Genomic DNA, 20,606 nt, shown 5'->3' with positions numbered 1-20,606 from the left:
TAAGGTTTGAATTGTTCATAGCGCGCTTTATTTTGATAAAGATAGTTATAGATTGATTGGACGCTGACTTTCTTTAAACGTGCAGCAATCTGCTCTGGGCTGTAATAAAGCATGAGGTATTTTTCAACTTGGCGCCATACCGAAGACTCTATTGGCTTACCATTACCGCTGTTTTTTCGCCTTTTCCTAGCTAGGGTTACCGCATCATGTGCTTGATAGGCTTGATTAGGTTTTGAGTTTCTTTTTATCTCTCGACTTATTGTCGAAGGATGTCTATTGAGTAGCTGGGCTATCTCTTTTTTATTCTTTCCGGCTTGTAATAATACGAAAATCTGGTATCTTTCCTTCCTAGAAAGGTGATTATAATACATAGCAATCTCCAAACTGTGGTGGTGCGAAGGTGCTAGTATAAATCGCCTTTCTACTTTCTTCACTCCACCGTGTTTAAAATTGCACCTCATGTTTGAATCCAGGTGATTGAGAAAAATAACGCATATGATTCATTGCTTCTTGAATATATTGATAATTTGGCACTTCATCAACTTCACGATTATGTAAATCCATATAATGACTAATACCTAATCGATTAACAAGATAAATATTATCAGATGTTCTCACCGCATAAGAGCTATAATTAGACATCAAAAGCCAGTTACGTTCAGTTATAGAATTAAATAAATCATAACCTGTCGAATAATCACTTATATCATTTTTCACATATAAATAATGTTTCATTAGGGTTGGAACGACATCTTCATGGCTTGTTATTTTTGTACTATTATTTTTCAGGCTCTCTAATTCTTTACCACCAATAATAATAAAAGGCACCTTTGTTTGTGCATCCGTATAATTACCATTATGCCCCCAAAATCCTAATTTATTATCATTCATCTCTTGAGCATGATCACCTGTAATAATCAATATTGTATTATCTAACGAACCTGATTCTACAAGCTCATCATAAATATTTTGTAGTAAATAATCATCATAATAAACACTTTGCTTGTAACGATTAAAAATAGGCAAAGGATCGGTGTCATTACTCAATGTCATATAATTAAGATCCCCAACAGGTTTGAACTTCACATAAAAATCATTAGGAAAATCATAAGCATGAGGAGCATCATAAAATAAAAAAGAAAATGTCGGTCTAGATGTATCTCGTAGTTTATACCATGCAAGCCAATCATCAGTGATTTGTTTATCTCGATTAGATGCCGAACCATCTTTACTACTAATTCTTAAATTTTTAATGGTAACAAAGGCTGTTCGATCAAATTCTGGAGCAGTTACTTTAGCTGATGTAAAAATCCCAATATTATAGTTTTCTTTCTGTAGTGTTGTGATAAAGAGTGAAGGAACACTATTTCGTAAAAATGAATCCCAATAAGTACCTGGAATACCATAAAACAAACCAAAAATACCTGTACGTGTTGCATTACCAGTTGAATAATGGTTATCAAAAATAACCCCATTATTCTGCTTAACAAAACGAAATGTATTAGGCGAAATTTCTTCACTAAACGTATCATATCGCCAAGAATCCAAAACAATAAACATAATATTTTTAGTTTTTTTATTTTCCGGATTAATCACTAAAGGATTTTTGGGGTAATCAACACTAGCATTACTATTATCTTTGTTATACACGACTTTTCGTTGCCCTTTTTCATCAAAAAAATTCATGATTCTTTTTGACGCAAATGGTCGATAAAGTGGAATATATTCTTTCACTATCATAATAGGCGAATAAGCATAATAAAATGCAATCATGTGCACAACATGACTAATTAAAAATGAACTAAAAAGAAATATTGTTGATAATAAAACAATTCTTGAATTTTTATGCAATGAAGTTAATTTGTTATTGAGCAAGTAAAGAATAAAATACTCTGTGCAAAATACAACAACAATAAGCGTAAACATTAAAAAATAGGTAATTATCGAAAAATCGACAACCTGTCCAGACAAAACCATGGATAAGACAGATTGATTTACGTGAAATCGATACTGTTGAAATACAATAGTATCGATATATAATCCAATTTGAATAAAGCTAAATATTGCAGCTAAAATAATATTGCGAATAGCTTGTTTAAACCATAAAAGAAGTATACAAACAACCAAAAGTAATAAATAAGCCGAGAAAAAATGCCCCAATACAGCAAATATTGAAAATGCCACACTCGGCCAATTAAATGATGCCTCAGGGACAAGAAAGAAACGAATTGATAGTATTGATGAAATAAATAGATTAATTAAGGCAAAATAGTATAATTTTTTCATAGTGTTAAGTAAGTTATTAATTCATTATAATAAGAATTTTACTGTATTTTATATTGAAACATAGTCTTTCCTGAAACTTTTTAACAAACTAGCACTAAAAAATACGATTCTAATAAAATTTTAACAAAAAAGGCTCAATTTAGAGCCCTTTTAGTTGAATTAAATGCAATTATCGACGATCTGCAAAAATTCTTAACAACATAATGAATAAGTTAATGAAATCAAGATAAAGGGTTAGTGCACCTAAAATAACAAATCTCCTAAACATATTAGGATCATCCTGCGATAATTGATCGCCTAACTCCTTCAATTTTTGTGTATCATAAGCTGTTAATCCAGCAAAAACAAATACACCAATATATGTAATAGCCCACATTAATGGTTGGCTTTGCATGAAGATATTAACGAGCGAAGCAATTACAATACCCACTAATCCCATAAATAAAAAACGTCCAAAACCAGACAAATCACGTTTAGTGGTATAACCATAAAGAGCCAAAGCTGCAAACATTCCAGCAGTAATAAAAAATACACTTGCTATTGATGATGAAGTATAAACAATAAAATAAATCGAAAATGTGCAACCATTTAAAACCGAATAAAGCATGAATAACGTTGTCGCAACAGCTCCAGAAAGACGATTAATCAATGCAGAAATAGCAATAACTAAAGCAAATTCAGCAATAAGTAACACCCACATACCTTGATATAAAACGTTCAAAAGCGCATAGTTATTAGATGCAAACCAAGCAACTAGGGCTGTTAAAATCAATCCGACGGTCATCCAACCATAAACATGACTCATGTATGTTTGCACGCGGTTACCAGATTGTTCAATAATAGAACCATTAGGTGAATAATTTCTCATTAATTACCTCTCATTAAAAAAGAATGACATGACTTAATATCATTATATACTAAATAAATACTAATACCATTTTCTCAATGCTTCTTTATCTGTTTTTTTTGCTTCAACCCAAGTTTCGCCTTGGGGCGTTCGTTCTTTTTTCCAAAAAGGCGCTTCGTTCTTTAATACATCCATAATGAACTCTACTGCTGCAAACGCATCTGAACGATGTGCGCTACTTGCTCCCACAAAGACAATCTTTTCATTTGCGCTAATTTCACCTACTCGATGAATTACCGCAACTCGACTTAATTGCCACCGCTTTCTGGCTTGGGCTATAAGATTACCCAAGATTTTCTCTGTCATTCCTGCATAATGTTCTAAAAATAAGCTTATTATTTGTTTTTCATTACTACGAACTTTGCCCATAAAAGAGACAACAGCACCATCTTGTGGTAATTGTGAAAGCCAGTCGTTTAGCTTATTAACATCAATCGGCTGCTCACTAACCTTGATAAGATCCATAATGTTATCCACCTGTTACAGGAGGAAAGAAAGCAATTTCATCACCTTCTTTCACAATATAATCAAAATCAACCAAAGTTTGATTTACAGCGCATAAAACAGGGTTTTCCTTAAATGCCAAAAACCATTGTTCACCACGTTCACTTAACTGATCGATAAGATAGGAAACTGAAAGTTGATTAGCATCTAACATAACACTCTCAGTCCCAACTAATTCTCTAATTTGAGCGAAAAAAATAACTTTATTCATCTTCTATCTATTAAACCTTTTGGGCAATAAAGTCCCCTGACCTACCACCACTCTTCGTCAACAATCTTACTTGAGAAATCACCATATCTTTTTGAACCGCTTTGCACATATCGTAAATGGTTAAAGCAGCAACGGATGCGGCAACCATTGCTTCCATTTCAACACCTGTTTGCCCATTCAATCGACAAAACGATTGAACTCGGACACAATTTTTTATTTGATCTACTTCTATGTTAATTTCAATTTTACTCAAAAAAAGTGGATGACAAAGCGGAATAAGCTCCCAAGCCTTTTTAGCAGCTTGAATCCCTGCAATTCTTGCTGTTGCAAAAACATCGCCTTTATGATGTTTACCCTCAATAATCATCTTCAGTGTTTCAGAATTCATTAAGACTAATGACTCAGCTCTTGCTTCGCGTGTTGTTATTAGTTTTTCAGACACATCAACCATATAAGCTTCACCTCGCTGATTAATGTGCGAAAATGATTCACTCATCCTTTAATCCTTAATATTTTATTAATCATCAATTTTTACCAAGATAGCAAATTTTATTAATAGTTACTACTAATCCTTTTAAGGCTATTAATGTAATAAATCTAGATGAATAAAAACTAGATTGTTTTTATAACTTTTGCGGGTTATGTAAAAACTGCGTACAATATAGCTTTATATAAATTATAATACTTGTGATTTTTAATGCTTATCGCTCATATAGCCTTACCTGTACCTCTTTACCAAATATTTGATTATCAATTAACTAAACCAGCTCAAGTTGGAATGCGGGTTAAAGTTCCTTTCGGTAAACGTGACGCAATAGGAATTATTGTTAGTATTGACGAAAAAACCGAATTTGATATTGAAAGCTTAAAAACGATTACAACTGTCATTGATACTGAACCTGTTTTTACGCCTTCTATTTGGCAGTTGTTAAACTGGGCAGCTAGTTATTACCATTATCCTATTGGCGAAGTTCTATTCTATTCTATACCTGTTTTATTACGACAAGGGCGAAAAGCAATCAAGGAAGATATAAAACAATGGCAATTAACTCAATTGGGTAAAAATATTGATTTAGAATCGTTATCACGGACTCCAAAACAAAAATTATTATTATCATCATTCAGAAATAATACTCTTTCTGAAAATGACGTAAATAACACTATTTATAAAGAATTACAGAAAAAAAATCTTATAGAACAAGTAAACTGCCAATCCGATAATATTCAATGGCAAACCAATTTTTCAACAAATACTAGTTCAATTCAGCTAAATAAAGAACAGACCTATGCTATAGAAACAATCAACAACAAAAATCATCAATTTGAAGTATTTTTATTAGAAGGAGTGACTGGTTCGGGTAAAACAGAAGTATATTTAAACATACTATCTAATATATTAGCTACAGGTAAACAAGCATTAGTACTAGTTCCAGAAATTGGGTTAACACCGCAAACAATTGGACGTTTTAAAAAACGCTTTAATGCGCCAATTGATATTTTACACTCAGGATTAACGGATAAACAAAGACTCTCTGTTTGGTTAAGAAGTCAACATGGTGAAAATGCTATTGTTGTTGGCACTCGCTCATCACTTTTTACTCCCTTTAAAGACTTAGGAATGATTATTATTGATGAAGAGCATGATAGTTCTTATAAGCAACAAGAAGGTTGGCGTTATCATGCTCGAGATCTAGCAATTATCCGCGCAAAATTTAACAATATTCCAATTGTTTTAGGTTCTGCAACACCTTCACTTGAAACACTCAATAATGCGCAAAATCACAAATATCATTTATTACAATTAACCGAAAGAGCCGGTAATGCAATGCTAGCCAAACAGTCAATTTTGGATCTGCGTGGGTTAGTACTTACTGCTGGTTTATCTCAACCATTAATTGAACAAATAAAAAAGCATTTATCTAATAATAATCAGGTAATGCTATTTTTAAATCGCCGAGGTTTTTCACCATTATTAATATGCCATGATTGCGGTTGGATTGCTGAATGTCCTCGCTGTGATAAACCTTATACATTACATCAAAAACAACATAAACTCATATGTCATTATTGCGATACACCAAGAACAGTTCCTAAACAATGCCCAAAATGTGGTTCAACACATTTAATGCCTATTGGGTTTGGGACAGAACAACTTGAACAACAACTAGAAATCCTTTTTCCTAATATCAAAATTAGTCGCATTGATCGAGATACAGTGAGTAAAAAAGGCGCATTAGATAACTATTTACAAAGTATCCAACAAGGAGGAGCACACATTCTAGTTGGTACACAAATTTTAGCTAAAGGACATCATTTTCCAGATGTAACCTTGGTTGGAATTGTTGATGTGGATGGTGCTTTATTCTCAAATGATTTTCGGGCAACTGAACGATTTGCCCAAATTTATACTCAAGTATCAGGAAGAGCGGGTCGAGAAACTAAAGCTGGGCAAGTTATTTTACAAACATATCATCCAGATCACCCTTTGCTCAATATTTTACTAACTCAAGGTTATGAAAGATTTGCCAAACTAACGTTACAAGAACGGCAACATACACAATTACCTCCGTTTAGTTACCAAACATTAATTCGTGCAGCTGATCGTAACAATTATTACGCTCCAGCATTCTTACAACATGCGCATGATTGGCTAAAAGAACATAGTAATAATACTTTATGGCAGTTGGGGCCAATGCCTGCAAGTCAACCGAAAAAAGCAGGATATCATCGTTGGCAATTACTACTTCAACATACAAGTAGACAACAATTACAGAAAATTTTGGATCAACTATTAATCGTAATAGGAAAATGGAGCGAAACATCAAAAGTTAGATGGAGCATTGATGTTGATCCTATTGATAATTAGATTGATATTATCTCCACCAATAATTAATTAGTGGAGATAATAAATTATAATATTATTTTACCAGCGTTTTTATCCAATGTTGCCTGTCCAATACCTGAAACTTCCTTTAGCTGCTCAACTGAAACAAAAGGGCCAAACTTTTCCCGATATTCTATAATCTTCTGAGCTTTACTTGCCCCAATTCCAGTCAATACTTTTGATAATTCTTCTGCTGTTGCAGTATTGATATTTACTTGAACAACTTGTTTTTGTTCTTGTTTAACGGAAGTTGGTGTTTCTGGAACCGAATTAGCAAAGCTTATATTCGAAAAAATAAAATTTGATAATATAATACATAATATTGAAAATACTTTCATTTGATTAACCTCATAAAATAGTTACGCAATTAAATTTGCTTTATAACTATCTCACTTCATCAAATAAAAAAATTTCATTAATAATAAAAATGAGAAAAGCCACCTAAGTGACTTTTCATTTTTTCAATTATTTCTACTATTTTGGGAGTTAAATCACAAATTGGAATCAGGCATAATTTCTATCTTAGCCTTAGAGCGTATGTCAGCAGCAAGATAATAATGCGTATTATTAATAAATAAAGGTAACAACTCAGAAGAAATATCTTCATATTCTGTTGGGGTATCTACCTTAGTTAGCGCAACAATATAAGCATTTTTATCATCTAAAAATTCCACACCATAAACAGTCTTCCCCGATGAAGAAGGATTCAAATTAAAGACCATATTAACAACTTTTTGATCAAGTTCTGTTGAATTTCGATTCAAAATATATTTTTTTGCAAATTGGACATTTTTGGCTTTTCCAGTTTCGTTAAGTTGAGTCAATATATTATCAACACTAGATTTAAACTGGCTTTGAGCCATCTCTGTAAAAAGTTTATTATGGATATCTTCTTTAACTTCATCAAATGGAGCTATACCTTCAGGACGATAATCAACTGTTTGTACAACAAAATCATACTTCCCAAAACTTCTATCTACAGGTATTAAATCAGAAACTTTATTCGTTGCCTTACCATCGACTATCATTTCTTCACTAAAAATCACATCCCTAACCTCTGGATGAGCAGCAAGTGAAAACTTATCGTTGAAAGATATCCAATTTGAGGTCTTTACTTCAAATCCAAGTTTGTTGGCAAGATCTTCAATACTTTTAGGAGAATCATGTAATGCAGTTTTAATTCTATTTTCTTCATTTTCTAATGCTTTTTGTATTTTTTGTTCAGTAAGCTTTGGCCTGATTTGGTATTTAGCATAATCAAAATCCATAACTTTTTTAGGTTGTATACCATCTAATTTCACTATTGCGTAACCACCATCAACGGTTATTGGCGATGAAATTTTCCCTACTTTCTTCAATTGAGCATCTTTAAAAACTTGAGGTAATGAATCATCATCAGCAAACCAGCCTAATGAACCATTTTTGCCATAAGGTGAAATATCATGATTCTGATTAACAGTTTTAACAATAGTATCAAAATCAGAACCAGACAAAAGATCCTTTGCAATTTCATTAGCTTGTTCTTTATTAGTCACAAAAATTACACTATAAGCTCTCTTAGCAGGATATGAATAAGTTTTAATATTTTTATCATACTCATTTTTAATTTCTTTTTCAGTGACACTAATTGTTTTTCTCAAAGATTCGTCAGAAGTCACAATATATTTAACTTTTACACGCTCATTTTTGAAAAATTCTTTTAAATGTTCATTATAATATTTTTGTTCATCATCCAACGTAACATTCGACTCATCCACATCACTTACAGAAGCATTAACAGAAGTAGCATATACACTTCTAGTTTGATTTTTAAGAGAAGCTATTTCAGAATCAATTGGCAAAATAAAATTACTATTTATTATAGCATTAACAGTCTGTTGTTGCTGTAATACAGTTCTTATAATTTCAGCATAACTATCTGGAGTAAAATTATTTTCAGCTAGAAGGTTTAAATATGTCTGATTATCAAATTTACCATTTTTAAAAAACTCTTTTTGTTTTTTGATAAACTTTTTAATTTGATCATTACTAATAGCTACACCAACTTTTTTCGAAAATTTATAAGCTAAATAATTATCAATTTGATAAGATAAAACATTACGGCGTAATTTTTTGATAAAAGAACTATCACCTCCAGCATTCGCTGTTACTGCTTTAGCTTGAGCTTCGAATTCGGCCCGACTAATACCTTCATCATCAACTTTTGCGATATATTTCTGTTGATCTTGAACACTTACACTGCCACCAAAACCTAAGAATCCGACGCCAGTGAAAATAAAACATAAAATAATTATTGCAAAAATAATCTTAACAACAATATTATTTGCTGCTGTTCGGATTGTCTCCATCATTTATTGCGATTCTCCATACCAAATGTTGAATTATAAAAGTATAGCATATTTAACTAAATTGGCTATTGTCCGAATGTTATGTAGCATAAAAAAAAGATCAACATAGAGTTGATCTTTTATTAAATTAATAAATAACTAGTTTAATATAGCTGAATTATCGACGCTATTTTTTAATTTCTTAATAGCTTTTCTAGTTGTTGGTACTGGCTCTATACCAAATGGATTATTCTGCAATGCAATTGTAAGCACATCATCAATCCATTTTACTGGATGTATATCAACTTCAGATTTTACATTATCAGGAATATCTTCCAAGTCTTTAACATTATCCATTGGAATCAATACAGTTTTAATTCCACCTCGGTGTGCAGCTAATAACTTTTCTTTTAATCCGCCGATAGGTAAAACTTCACCGCGTAATGTTATTTCGCCCGTCATAGCAACATCAGAGCGAACTGGATTACCCGTTAATGTTGAAATTAGTGAAGTACACATTGCTATACCTGCACTCGGCCCATCTTTTGGTGTTGCTCCATCAGGCACATGCACATGGATATCGCGTTTTTCATAAAAATCACTATTAATACCCAATTTTTCTGCACGAGATCGAACAACTGTTAATGCCGTTTGAATCGATTCTTGCATAACATCACCTAATGAACCAGTGTAAGTCAATTTTCCTTTACCTAAAACACTTACAGATTCAATAGTAAGTAAATCTCCCCCCACTTCTGTCCAAGCAAGACCAATAACTTGTCCAATGCGGTTTTCGTTATCTGCCTTACCGTAATCAAAACGCTGTATTCCCAAGAAATCTTTTAAGTTATCCTGTGTCACAATTACCTTTTTCAATTTATTATTTAATGCTAATTGCTTAACAACTTTACGACAAATTTTTGCAATCTCTCTTTCTAGGTTTCTAACCCCAGCTTCCCGCGTATAATAACGAATGATTCCAATAATAGCTGAGTCATCAATACTGATTTCTTTTGATTTCAAACCATTATTTTCAATCTGCTTAGCAATTAGGTGTTGCTTTGCTATATTCAATTTCTCATCTTCTGTATAGCCAGAAAGACGAATAACTTCCATCCTATCCAATAATGGCGCAGGAATATTCATAGAGTTAGCCGTTGCAACAAACATCACATCAGATAAATCGTAGTCAACTTCTAAATAATGGTCACTAAAAGCATTATTTTGTTCAGGATCAAGTACTTCCAATAATGCAGATGCAGGGTCGCCACGCATATCCGATGCCATCTTATCTATCTCATCTAATAAAAATAACGGGTTTTTAACTCCTACTTTCACCATACGTTGAATTAATTTACCTGGCATTGAACCAATATATGTACGCCTATGTCCACGTATTTCAGCTTCGTCACGTACACCACCAAGCGCCATTCGTATATATTGACGTCCTGTCGCTTTAGCAATAGATTGGCCAAGTGACGTTTTCCCCACACCAGGAGGACCAACTAAACATAAAATTGGACCTTTAACTTTATTAACACGGCCTTGAACTGCTAAATATTCTAAAATTCTATCTTTTACACGTTCAAGTCCATAATGATCTTTATCTAAAACTTTTTGTGCAGCTTCAATATCTTTTTTAACGTTACTACGCTTATACCAAGGAACTTGAAGCATCCAATCAACATATCCCCGAACAACCGTTGCCTCAGCAGACATCGCTGGCATCATTTTAAGTTTATTAAGCTCAGCTAATGCTTTATCTGTAGCTTCTTTTGGCATTTTAGCTTTAGTAATTTTTTCTTTTAATTCTTCATATTCATCAGGTTTATTATCTATATCGCCTAACTCTTTATGAATAGCTTTAATTTGCTCATTGAGGTAATACTCCCTTTGAGCCTTTTCCATTTGGTGTTTAACTCGTTGTCGAATATTTTTTTCAACTTGTAGTAAATCAATTTCTGATTCCATCAATGAAATAAGCAATTCGAAACGCTTTATAAGATTAGCGGTTTCTAAAATCTCTTGTTTTTGTTCAACTTTCAAGAATAGAGTTGCAGCAATAGAGTCGGCTAAACGTGAAGGCTCTTTCAAAAAACGTATAGAATCAACAACTTCCTGAGTTATTTTTTTGTTTAGTTTTGAGTATTCATCAAAGTTAGATAAAGTTAAGCGTATCATAGCCTCACTTATATCCGCGGCTTTTTTTACTTCACTTAATGGTTTGACTTTTGCAATAAAAAATTCATAATCGTTGTTCTCAACAATGTCATTCATTTTAGCTCTTGCAATACCTTCAACAAGAACTTTTACTGTTCCATCTGGTAATTGAAGTAATTGTAAAACATTGGCCACAGTTCCGACATCATATAAATCATCTATATCAGGATCATCTTGAGAAGGATTTTTTTGGGTTACAAGAAAGACTTGCTTATCCATTTCCATTGCAGCTTCTAAGCAACGTATTGATTTACTTCTACCAACAAAGAGAGGAATTACCATATGTGGAAATACAACAACATCACGCAATGGTAAAATAGGCATAATCATTTGTTTAGTTCGTTTTATTTTCATTTTATTCTCTCTAGTAGTACAAATCTATTAGATAAATATTGGGGTCATTTTTAGATATTCAAGCCTATCTTTTTTGTTTTAACATACACTAATTCTAGAACATCTTGACAGTGTTTACGGAAATTCTGCTTTAATATTAATTTGAGGTATAGCTCTTGCCATCATATCTATGATGGCAAATATATATTTCAAGCCGAGATTTCAGCATCTTCACGATGGATTAATTTCGGTGCTAGAGATTGTTCAACGGTTTCTTTTTCAACAATTACTTTGTTAATAGTATCCATTGATGGTAAGTCATACATTGTATCTAATAATATATTTTCAACAATTGAACGCAAACCTCTCGCTCCTGTTTTTCTTTGCATCGCTTTTATAGCGATAGCATCCAAGGCTTCTCTCGTAAACTCAAGTTCAACACCATCTAACTCAAACAAAGTTTGAAATTGTTTAGTCAAGGCGTTTTTAGGTTCCGTCAGAATATTAATTAAAGCATTTTTATCTAATTCGGATAATGTTCCTATAACAGGTAATCTTCCGATAAACTCAGGAATTAAACCAAACTTAACTAAGTCTTCAGCCTCAATTTTGGCTAATAGCTCCGACTCAGAAAGTTTATTTTTAGTACTTGTTACCTCAGCACCAAAACCTATTCCTGTGTTAATTGATACACGATTTTCAATGACTTTATCCAAACCACTAAATGCACCACCGCAAATAAATAGAATTTTTGAAGTATCTACTTGCAAAAACTCCTGCTGAGGATGTTTACGTCCACCTTTTGGCGGAACTGAAGCAATAGTGCCTTCAATAATTTTCAATAAAGCCTGTTGAACTCCCTCACCAGAAACATCTCTAGTAATAGATGGGTTATCCGATTTTCGTGAAATTTTATCGATTTCATCAACGTAAATAATACCCCTCTGAGCTTTTTCAACATCATAATCACAATTCTGTAATAATTTTTGAATAATATTCTCTACATCTTCACCAACATAACCTGCTTCAGTTAATGTTGTTGCATCGGCCATAGCAAAAGGAACGTCTAAAAAACGAGCTAAAGTTTCAGCTAATAACGTTTTACCACTACCAGTAGGTCCTATAAGCAAAATATTACTTTTGCCTAATTCAACATCACTACGACTAGCATGGTTACGTAAGCGCTTGTAATGATTATAAACAGCGACAGATAAAACTTTTTTAGCTCTTTCTTGACCTATTACATATTCATCAAGATGCTCTCTAATTTCGTGTGGTGTTGGTAATGGTTTACTAATAAACTCTTCATGAGAAAGAAAACTTTTTTTCTCTTCTTTTAAAATATCATTACATAATCCTATGCATTCATTACAAATATAAATAGATGATGGACCAGCAATAAGTTTACGGACTTCATGCTCACTTTTACCACAAAAAGTACAATAGAGTAATTTTTTTGAACTTTCTTTATTCACGTTTACCACCTACCCAACATTAAGATCGTTTACTATATATGGCATCAACTAAACCATATTCAACTGCTTTATCCGCAGACATAAAATTATCACGGTCGGTATCTTTTTCAATCACACTAATATCTTGACCTGTGTGCATTGCTAAAATATTATTTAATCGGTTTTTTACCTGTAAAATCTCTTGTGCATGTATTTGGATATCAGAAGCCTGTCCTTGAAAACCACCTAATGGTTGGTGAATCATGACACGTGCATTTGGTAAGCAATAACGTTTACCTTTAGCTCCAGCTGTTAAAAGCAATGACCCCATTGAACAAGCCTGTCCCAAACAAATTGTACTAACATCTGGTTTTATAAATTGCATTGTATCATAAATAGCCATACCAGCTGTAACAACTCCACCAGGTGAATTGATATACAAATGGATATCTTTATCAGGATTCTCTGCTTCTAGAAACAACATTTGAGCAATAATAAGGTTTGCCATATTATCTTCAACTTGTCCCGTCAAAAATATAACTCGCTCTTTTAATAGCCGTGAGTAAATATCATAAGCTCGTTCACCCCGAGAGCTTTGTTCAACTACCATTGGAATAACACCCATATATGATTCTAAAGGCATTTTTATCTCCTAATTAACAAAATAGCCCAAACAGATAATACATATTTGGGCTTAAAAGTGAGCGTTTTTAAATTAAATGAAAAGGCTAATAGATTAAGCCATCTGCTGATTCATTAATTCAGAAAATGAATAATTTTTTTCTGTTACTTTCGCACTAGCTAACAACAGATCTACAACTTGATCTTCTAATGCAACAGCTCGAATATTCTCCATTGCTTTTTTATCTTTGTGATAATATTCTGAAACTTCCTTTGGATCTTCATATGCAGTCGCAATTTCATCAATTAATGCTTGAATGCGTGATTCGTCTGCAGTTAATTTATTACTTTCAATTATTTCACTAAATAATAAGCCTGTAGCAACACGTTTTTTAGCCTCAGCTTCAAATAATTCTTTCGGTAATTCCATACCTTGTTTGACATTACCACCAAAGCGAGATAAGGCTTGTTGACGTAACACATCAATTTCACGATCGATTAATGCCACTGGTATATCAATCTCATTATTTTTAACTAAACCATCAATAGCTTGTGTTTTTACTTTGTTACGAATTGTTGCGTTGAGTTCTCTTGTCATATTTTTACGAACTTCAGCTCGCAAACTTTCAACGGTACCATCTACAATACCAAAACGTTTAACAACATCTTCGGTTAGTTCAGGTAATTCAAGTTCTTCAACCTTCTTAAGTGTAGATGCGAATACGGCAGGTTTACCTTTTAGGTTTTCAGCATGATAGTCCTCAGGGAAAGTCACATTAATATCAAACTTATCACCTACTTTATGACCAATAATTGCATCTTCAAAACCTGGAATCATACGGCCTTGCCCTAATACTAATGCAAAATCATTAGCCTTACCACCTTCAAACTCTGCGCCATCGACTTGACCGACAAAATCCAAAGTAACACGGTATTGCTCTTCAGCCGCTTTTTCAACTTCTTTCCAAGTACCTTGTTGTTTGCGTAATGTTTCAATCATTGTTTCAACATCTGCATCAGCAACTTGTGCAACTGGTTTTTCAACTTCAATTTTATCTAAATTTTCAACTTTTATTTCTGGGTAAACTTCAAATTCAACAGTAAATGTATAGTCTTCACCATTTTTATATTCTTGTGGAGTATAAGTCGGAGCTCCGGCTGGATTTAATTTTTCTTGAATAATAGCGTCAACAAAATTCCGTTGCATCAAATCGCCTAAAGCATCTTGTAAAATAGAAGCACCATAACGTTGTTCAACAATTTTTAAAGGGACTTTTCCTTTACGAAAACCATCAATACGTACTTTTTTTGCTGTATTAATAAGCTCTTTATCAACCGCTTTTTTAATATCTTCAGCTTTAATTGTAATAGATAAACGTCGACCTAATCCTTGTGTTGTTTCTACCGAAACTTGCATGTTTATACCTCGAAATTATTGAATATTATTTGCTCATAATTATATAAAAACGATAATTGAGCTAAAAAATTAAAAAATAGGCATGCATTATACCGACCGTAATCGTCTACGTCGAGACATTTAATAGTTTCTTCTCAAGCGCTTTCAGGCGTTTATTCATTTCGTCAATATGTAAAACTAATGATGCCGTTTTTCGCCATACTTTGTTTTCTTGCAATGGGATACCTGATGAATAAACACCAGGCTGTGTAATTGGACGCATTACCATACCCATACCTGTTACTGTAACTTGATCACATATTTCCATATGTCCATTAATAACACTTGCACCACCGATTAAACAGTGTCGACCAATAGTTAAACTTCCAGCCATAATAACACCGCCAGCAACAGCAGTATGATCTCCAATTACATCGTTATGAGCAATCTGACATTGATTGTCAATAATAACACCATTTCCAATAATAGTATCATCAAGTGCACCGCGATCAATTGTCGTTGAGGCACCAATTTCAACGTTATTGCCAATAACGACTTTCCCTAATTGAGGAATTTTAACCCACTTCCCTTTATCATTAGCATAACCAAATCCATCTGCACCAATTACAGTCCCAGATTGAATCAGGCAATTTTCTCCAATAATACAATTATGATAAATAGAAACATTAGCCCATAATTTTGTACCTGCACCTATTGTTGTATTTTTTCCAACAAAACACCCTGCTCCAATGATACAATCATCTCCTAATATCACACCGCTTTCGATAACAGCATTAGCGCCAATAGAAACATTACTACCTAATTGAGCTGTCGAATCAATCACTGCTGATGTAGCTATATCCTTAGCTGGAGCTGGAGTAGTATCTAGGTATTGTGCTAATTTTGCATATGCAAGGTATGGATCTTTTACAATAAGGGCTGCACCATTCCAATGCTCAAGACTCTCTTCTGTCATTACCACAGCAGAAGCTTTGCATTCTAATAAATTCTTTTGTAACTTCTTATCAGATAAAAATGTAATTTGACCTGATATAGCACTATTCATTGATGCTATACCAGTGATGGCTAAATCACCATCACCATGTAACCTAGCATCAAGTTGCTTAGCTAATTGCTCTAAACGAAAGGAAAACATTATTTTTTAACCTTTTCCAACACTTTGTCTGAAATGTCAACCGCATCTGAAGCTGATAAGGTGGCTTCTGCTTTTAAAATAATATCGTATTTTTCTTTTGCGACTATATCTTTAATAGCTTCTTGGATTTTAATTAATAATTTCTCTGCTTCTTCTGTTTCACGCTTACGATAATCTGCTGAAAAAGCCTTAGCTTTATTTTCAAAATCAGAAATTGTTTTATTTAATTTCGTTTTTTCAGATGAAGATAATGTTAAACCATCTTTTTTTAATCGTGCAGCAGCTTCATTTGCTTTCTTTTCTTCAGCTTGTAATGATTTAGCTCTTGCTTCAAATTCACTATCCAATGCTTTACCAACCGATTCGCGTTGAGGCATGCGTTGTAATACTGACATAACATCGACTACACCAATCTTTACTTCAGCATTTACAAAGCCTGCAAAAAGTAACGCCGTACTAACACTAAGAAAATATATAATTTTTTTCACTTTAATCACCTATTTGTTTTCTATTTTATAACATGGAATTACCATGTAGAACCTATATTAAATTGAAACTGTTGAGTTGAATCGCCATCATATTTCTTAAACGGTTGAGCATAAGAAAAGACTAAAGGACCTAATGGAGACATCCATTGCACGGCAAGCCCAGCAGACATCCTAATATCCGATGGAGAACTATAATCAGGGATATTTTTTCCTTTTAAATTCCATTCAGTATCCCATACAGTACCTGCATCGAAAAATAGTGATGTTCTAATATTATCAGCATATTTTTCGCTAGCAAATGGCGTTGGAAGAATTAGCTCTGTACTTGCAAAAGCTATAGCATTACCACCTACAGCATCTTTTGATTTTGTACATCCAGATGTATTATCTAAGCTATCGCAAACTCCACTTTTATTAAGATATACCGCTTTAGGACCTACAGTATTTGATTTAAACCCACGTAGTACTGAGGCACCACCAGCATAGAAGTTTTCATAAAAAGGTAACTCTTTTCCACCTAAACCGCCACCGTAGCCTAATCGAGCGCGAGTTAAAAAGATCCAGTTATGGTCATTGTCAATGGGATAATAGTAAGACACATCTGAAACTAGTTTATAGAACCTATTTTCAAATAATGGTGCTGTGACTTTAGCATTAGCTGTTATTTTAAGTCCATCAGTAGGGAAAAATCCACGATCTAAAGAGTTATATGTCCAATAAGCATTTAATAATAAATCATTAGTATCAAATGAAATAGAACTTTTATTATTCACTTTTTCACCCATAGAGTTGAAATAACGCCACATTCCATATTGCGCTTGCATACCAGATAACTTATGGTTAGCAAATTCAGAACCAAAACGAACAAAATTATTTTCACTAATTGGGAATCCTAAATTAGCTGATGCGCCCCAAGTTTTACTCGAATATTCTGATTCATCATCTTTATCGTCATTTTTATAGGTATTATAATAAATACTACCCCCTAAACTTACACCATCAACGGTAAAATAAGGATCAATGATAGAAATAGATGCAGTTTTATCTGTATCAGTTGTGTTAACATCAAATGAGACACTGTTACCTGTTCCCAACCAGTTATCTTGAGAAATACCGGCATTGAAACTAACACCACTATCAGAACCAACACCAATACCAAATTTGATACTACCAGTATTACGTTCAGCAACTTTATAAATAATATCAACTTGATCATCAATACCAGGCACACGTTCAGTATTAGCTTCAACAGTATCAAAAAATCCAAGTCGGTTTAAACGTTCTTTACCTAATTCAACTAATCCATTACTTAACCAAGCCCCCTCCATTTGTCGAAGCTCACGGCGAATTACACTTTCGCTGGTTACAGTATTGCCAACTATTTTAATTTTACGAACATAAAAACGTTCACCCACATCAACAAGAACAACTAATTTAACCGTATGTGCGACATCATCCATTTCAGGCTGAATTGATACTCTAGGGTACGCATAACCGAAATTAGCAAGTAGACGCTTAACGCCATCTTCAATTTCAGTAATTTTTTTACCATTATAAAGTTCACCAACTTTTACTTTTTCATTAGCAATTTTGGAAATCTCGCCTTTATGGCCAGCAAAATTACCCATAAATTCAAGTTGAGATAACTTATACTGTTCACCTTCATGAATATTAACTGTAACGTATATGCCTTTTTTGTCTGGCGTTAAACTAACTTGCGTTGACTCAATGTTAAAACGAGCATAACCACGATTCAAATAAAAACTTTGTAATTCATCTAAATCTGCTGCCAATTTTTGTTTTTGATATTTGCGATCTCCAAGCATATTCCACCAAGGTACTTCATCACGCAAAGTAAAACGCGAAATAAGTTCTTCAGATGAAAAAGCTTTAGCACCAACAATATTAATCTGATCAATTAGTGCCGATTTACCTTCAGCTACAACTAATTTTAAATCAACACGATTACGTGACAACGGAGTTACAACAGCTTTGATTTGAGCATTATATTTACCAACACTATAGTAAAAATCTTCTAAGCCTTTTTCTATACCTGAAAGCATAGTACGATCTAATGCTTCACCTTCACGGATACCCGAACTATCTAGATTTTTTTTCAGCATCTCATCTTTAACAGACTTATTACCAGAAAAAGTTATGCTAGCAATAGTAGGGCGTTCTTGAACATGAACAATTAACCTATCACCATCACGAGAAACGGTAATATTATCAAAGTTTCCACTGGAATATAGTGATTTGATGATACGGCCTAAATCAGCTTCATTAACATAATCACCGACTTGAATAGGCATTTCAAGTAATGCTGCTCCAACAGTAACACGTTGCAAACCTTCAAATTTGATGTCTTTTACTACAAAATCATCAACACAAAATGCATTGGAACTATATACTGCTGTAGTACTAAACAACAAAGATGCTATAAGTAATTTATTTATTTTCATCGTAAATGTTTATAACCTCATCCCATCACAATCGTAAAATATCATTAAATAGTGCAATTCCCATTATTACCATCAATAAAAAAAAGCCAATACGAGAAAATCGTTCTTGTACTTCATTTGATAAGGCTTTACCTTTTATCTTTTCAAATAATAAAAAAACAAGGTGCCCGCCATCTAACATAGGTAATGGAACAAGATTGATAACACCCAAACTTATACTAATAAAAGCTAGAAAATATAAGTAAGAGGTAAAACCATAACTTGCTGTTTGCCCTGCGCTTTTTGCTATTGTTATTGGTCCAGACAAATGTTTTAGACCAATAACACCTGTTACTAATTGATAAAGCGAACGAATCGTTAACTTCGTGGTTAACACTGTTTGCGCCATACCTTTATTAAAACTTTCTAAAAAACCATACTGCATAATTCTTGCATCAGACTTGGGATACAAACCAGCGACACCTTTTCCATCTATTCCAATAGTTGGCACGAGTTTAAGATAAATATCTATATTTCCTCGATTAACCTTTAACATCATTGCTTGAGCTGTTTTAATTGTATTGGAAAAATCATTCCAATCAACGTATGAGTGATCATTATAACCAATAATTTTATCCCCAACACGCAGACCTGCTTTCTCAGCAGCCGAACCCGATACAATTTTACTCACAATTGGATAAACTTTCACCTTTTCAGGAACAAAACCAAAGGCGGTAATTGTCGAATCCTTTTCTATATCAAAATGCCAATTACTGATATCTACATTTTTATTAACTTCTTTCTGGTTATCATCACCAAAGCTATCAATATAAGAAAAAGACACATTAGTTTTTCCCATTGCCGCAATTAAGGCTGAATTTACATCATTCCATGTTTCTACTTTTATATTATTAATAGTTTTCAATTCTGCACCAGCTGGAATTATTACTGTAGAAGCTGGTGTATTAGGTATAACTTCTTTTATTTTAACAGGATAAACAACTACACCCATCAAAAAAATGATCCAATAGATAATTAAGGCTAATATAAAATTAGCAAATGGACCAGCAAAAATAATTGCAGTTCTTTGCCAAATTTTTTTTCTATCAAATGCAAAGTTTTCGTTATCGCTTGATAATGTTGTTGCTCTACCGTCGAGCATTTTAACATAACCACCAAGCGGAATCATAGCAATTACCAATTCGGTTCCGCTTAAAAATTTATGAGACCATATTTTTTTACCAAAACCAATTGAGAAACGTTCAACTTGAACCTTGCACAAGCGAGCAACACAAAAATGTCCAAACTCATGAATAGTAACTAATATACTCATGGTAATAACAAACAATAACAGCGACCACAACAAAATCTATTACCT

At 33.2% G+C, this 20,606-nt stretch carries 17 protein-coding genes; 1 reads left to right on the top strand and 16 read right to left on the bottom strand.

Features of this window, described 5'->3' with window-relative positions:
- From A9G37_RS07350 to moaC, 6 genes are all read right to left on the bottom strand, one after another.
- Positions 1 to 371, bottom strand: a 371-nt coding sequence (locus A9G37_RS07350; protein WP_176701886.1) for a helix-turn-helix domain-containing protein, incomplete at its 3' end; no start/stop codon positions are given.
- Between the two features lie 73 nt (positions 372 to 444).
- Positions 445 to 2,286, bottom strand: a complete 1,842-nt coding sequence (locus A9G37_RS07345; protein WP_065575091.1) for a sulfatase-like hydrolase/transferase — start codon at positions 2,284 to 2,286, stop codon at positions 445 to 447.
- Positions 2,287 to 2,455: 169 nt separating this feature from the next.
- Positions 2,456 to 3,154 (bottom strand): Bax inhibitor-1/YccA family protein, encoded by a 699-nt coding sequence (locus A9G37_RS07340; protein ID WP_065575090.1) that lies wholly within the window; start codon positions 3,152 to 3,154, stop codon positions 2,456 to 2,458.
- Between the two features lie 60 nt (positions 3,155 to 3,214).
- Entirely contained in the window at positions 3,215 to 3,658 is a 444-nt protein-coding gene (gene moaE / locus A9G37_RS07335) for a molybdopterin synthase catalytic subunit MoaE (RefSeq protein WP_034910230.1), read from the bottom strand.
- Between the two features lie 4 nt (positions 3,659 to 3,662).
- Positions 3,663 to 3,908, bottom strand: a complete 246-nt coding sequence (gene moaD, locus A9G37_RS07330; RefSeq protein ID WP_034910232.1) for a molybdopterin synthase sulfur carrier subunit — start codon at positions 3,906 to 3,908, stop codon at positions 3,663 to 3,665.
- 10 nt (positions 3,909 to 3,918) lie between these two features.
- Positions 3,919 to 4,404, bottom strand: a complete 486-nt coding sequence (moaC, locus tag A9G37_RS07325; protein ID WP_065575089.1) for a cyclic pyranopterin monophosphate synthase MoaC — start codon at positions 4,402 to 4,404, stop codon at positions 3,919 to 3,921.
- Between the two features lie 201 nt (positions 4,405 to 4,605).
- On the opposite strand from moaC, the gene priA reads away from it, so the two are divergent.
- Positions 4,606 to 6,774, top strand: a complete 2,169-nt coding sequence (priA, locus tag A9G37_RS07320) for a primosomal protein N' (protein ID WP_065575088.1) — start codon at positions 4,606 to 4,608, stop codon at positions 6,772 to 6,774.
- A 44-nt stretch (positions 6,775 to 6,818) separates the two neighbouring features.
- Here the strand turns inward: priA and A9G37_RS07315 are convergent, their stop codons facing one another.
- From A9G37_RS07315 to rseP, 10 genes are all read right to left on the bottom strand, one after another.
- A complete protein-coding gene (locus tag A9G37_RS07315) occupies positions 6,819 to 7,130 on the bottom strand; it encodes a ComEA family DNA-binding protein (protein WP_065575087.1) in 312 nt (103 codons plus the stop codon).
- 153 nt (positions 7,131 to 7,283) lie between these two features.
- Positions 7,284 to 9,143: a SurA N-terminal domain-containing protein gene (locus tag A9G37_RS07310; protein ID WP_065575086.1), complete on the bottom strand. Its 1,860-nt coding sequence runs from the start codon at positions 9,141 to 9,143 to the stop codon at positions 7,284 to 7,286.
- Positions 9,144 to 9,278: 135 nt separating this feature from the next.
- Entirely contained in the window at positions 9,279 to 11,693 is a 2,415-nt protein-coding gene (gene lon, locus A9G37_RS07305) for an endopeptidase La (protein WP_065575085.1), read from the bottom strand.
- Between the two features lie 188 nt (positions 11,694 to 11,881).
- Positions 11,882 to 13,156 carry an ATP-dependent protease ATP-binding subunit ClpX gene (gene clpX, locus A9G37_RS07300; RefSeq protein WP_034910245.1) on the bottom strand — a complete coding sequence of 425 codons (1,275 nt, stop codon included), beginning with the start codon at positions 13,154 to 13,156 and terminating at the stop codon, positions 11,882 to 11,884.
- 10 nt (positions 13,157 to 13,166) lie between these two features.
- Positions 13,167 to 13,769, bottom strand: coding sequence for an ATP-dependent Clp endopeptidase proteolytic subunit ClpP (gene clpP, locus A9G37_RS07295; RefSeq protein ID WP_034910250.1), 603 nt, complete (start codon positions 13,767 to 13,769; stop codon positions 13,167 to 13,169).
- Between the two features lie 93 nt (positions 13,770 to 13,862).
- Positions 13,863 to 15,164 carry a trigger factor gene (gene tig, locus A9G37_RS07290; protein ID WP_065575084.1) on the bottom strand — a complete coding sequence of 434 codons (1,302 nt, stop codon included), beginning with the start codon at positions 15,162 to 15,164 and terminating at the stop codon, positions 13,863 to 13,865.
- A 106-nt stretch (positions 15,165 to 15,270) separates the two neighbouring features.
- Positions 15,271 to 16,299, bottom strand: a complete 1,029-nt coding sequence (gene lpxD / locus A9G37_RS07285) for a UDP-3-O-(3-hydroxymyristoyl)glucosamine N-acyltransferase (protein ID WP_065575083.1) — start codon at positions 16,297 to 16,299, stop codon at positions 15,271 to 15,273.
- Positions 16,299 to 16,787 (bottom strand): OmpH family outer membrane protein, encoded by a 489-nt coding sequence (locus tag A9G37_RS07280; RefSeq protein WP_034910255.1) that lies wholly within the window; start codon positions 16,785 to 16,787, stop codon positions 16,299 to 16,301. The genes lpxD and A9G37_RS07280 overlap by 1 nt, the downstream gene beginning before the upstream one ends.
- Positions 16,788 to 16,825: 38 nt before the next feature.
- Positions 16,826 to 19,249: an outer membrane protein assembly factor BamA gene (bamA, locus tag A9G37_RS07275; RefSeq protein ID WP_065575082.1), complete on the bottom strand. Its 2,424-nt coding sequence runs from the start codon at positions 19,247 to 19,249 to the stop codon at positions 16,826 to 16,828.
- 25 nt (positions 19,250 to 19,274) lie between these two features.
- Positions 19,275 to 20,594 (bottom strand): RIP metalloprotease RseP, encoded by a 1,320-nt coding sequence (rseP, locus tag A9G37_RS07270; protein WP_081297691.1) that lies wholly within the window; start codon positions 20,592 to 20,594, stop codon positions 19,275 to 19,277.
- Positions 20,595 to 20,606 lie beyond the last annotated feature (12 nt).

The sequence above is a fragment of the Gilliamella sp. GillExp13 genome (assembly GCF_001690815.1).
Taxonomy (GTDB): Bacteria; Pseudomonadota; Gammaproteobacteria; order Enterobacterales; family Orbaceae; genus Gilliamella; species Gilliamella bombi.
The sequence above is the reverse complement of the archived record's forward strand: the minus strand, read 5'-3'. Positions and strand labels throughout refer to the sequence as shown.

Coding starts and splice junctions, on each gene's coding strand:
- A9G37_RS07345 (WP_065575091.1), bottom strand. CDS start 2,286: ATGAAAAAATTATACTATTTTGCCTTAATTAATCTATTTATTTCATCA.
- A9G37_RS07340 (WP_065575090.1), bottom strand. CDS start 3,154: ATGAGAAATTATTCACCTAATGGTTCTATTATTGAACAATCTGGTAAC.
- moaE (WP_034910230.1), bottom strand. CDS start 3,658: ATGGATCTTATCAAGGTTAGTGAGCAGCCGATTGATGTTAATAAGCTA.
- moaD (WP_034910232.1), bottom strand. CDS start 3,908: ATGAATAAAGTTATTTTTTTCGCTCAAATTAGAGAATTAGTTGGGACT.
- moaC (WP_065575089.1), bottom strand. CDS start 4,404: ATGAGTGAATCATTTTCGCACATTAATCAGCGAGGTGAAGCTTATATG.
- priA (WP_065575088.1), top strand. CDS start 4,606: ATGCTTATCGCTCATATAGCCTTACCTGTACCTCTTTACCAAATATTT.
- A9G37_RS07315 (WP_065575087.1), bottom strand. CDS start 7,130: ATGAAAGTATTTTCAATATTATGTATTATATTATCAAATTTTATTTTT.
- A9G37_RS07310 (WP_065575086.1), bottom strand. CDS start 9,143: ATGATGGAGACAATCCGAACAGCAGCAAATAATATTGTTGTTAAGATT.
- lon (WP_065575085.1), bottom strand. CDS start 11,693: ATGAAAATAAAACGAACTAAACAAATGATTATGCCTATTTTACCATTG.
- clpP (WP_034910250.1), bottom strand. CDS start 13,769: ATGCCTTTAGAATCATATATGGGTGTTATTCCAATGGTAGTTGAACAA.
- tig (WP_065575084.1), bottom strand. CDS start 15,164: ATGCAAGTTTCGGTAGAAACAACACAAGGATTAGGTCGACGTTTATCT.
- lpxD (WP_065575083.1), bottom strand. CDS start 16,299: ATGTTTTCCTTTCGTTTAGAGCAATTAGCTAAGCAACTTGATGCTAGG.
- bamA (WP_065575082.1), bottom strand. CDS start 19,249: ATGAAAATAAATAAATTACTTATAGCATCTTTGTTGTTTAGTACTACA.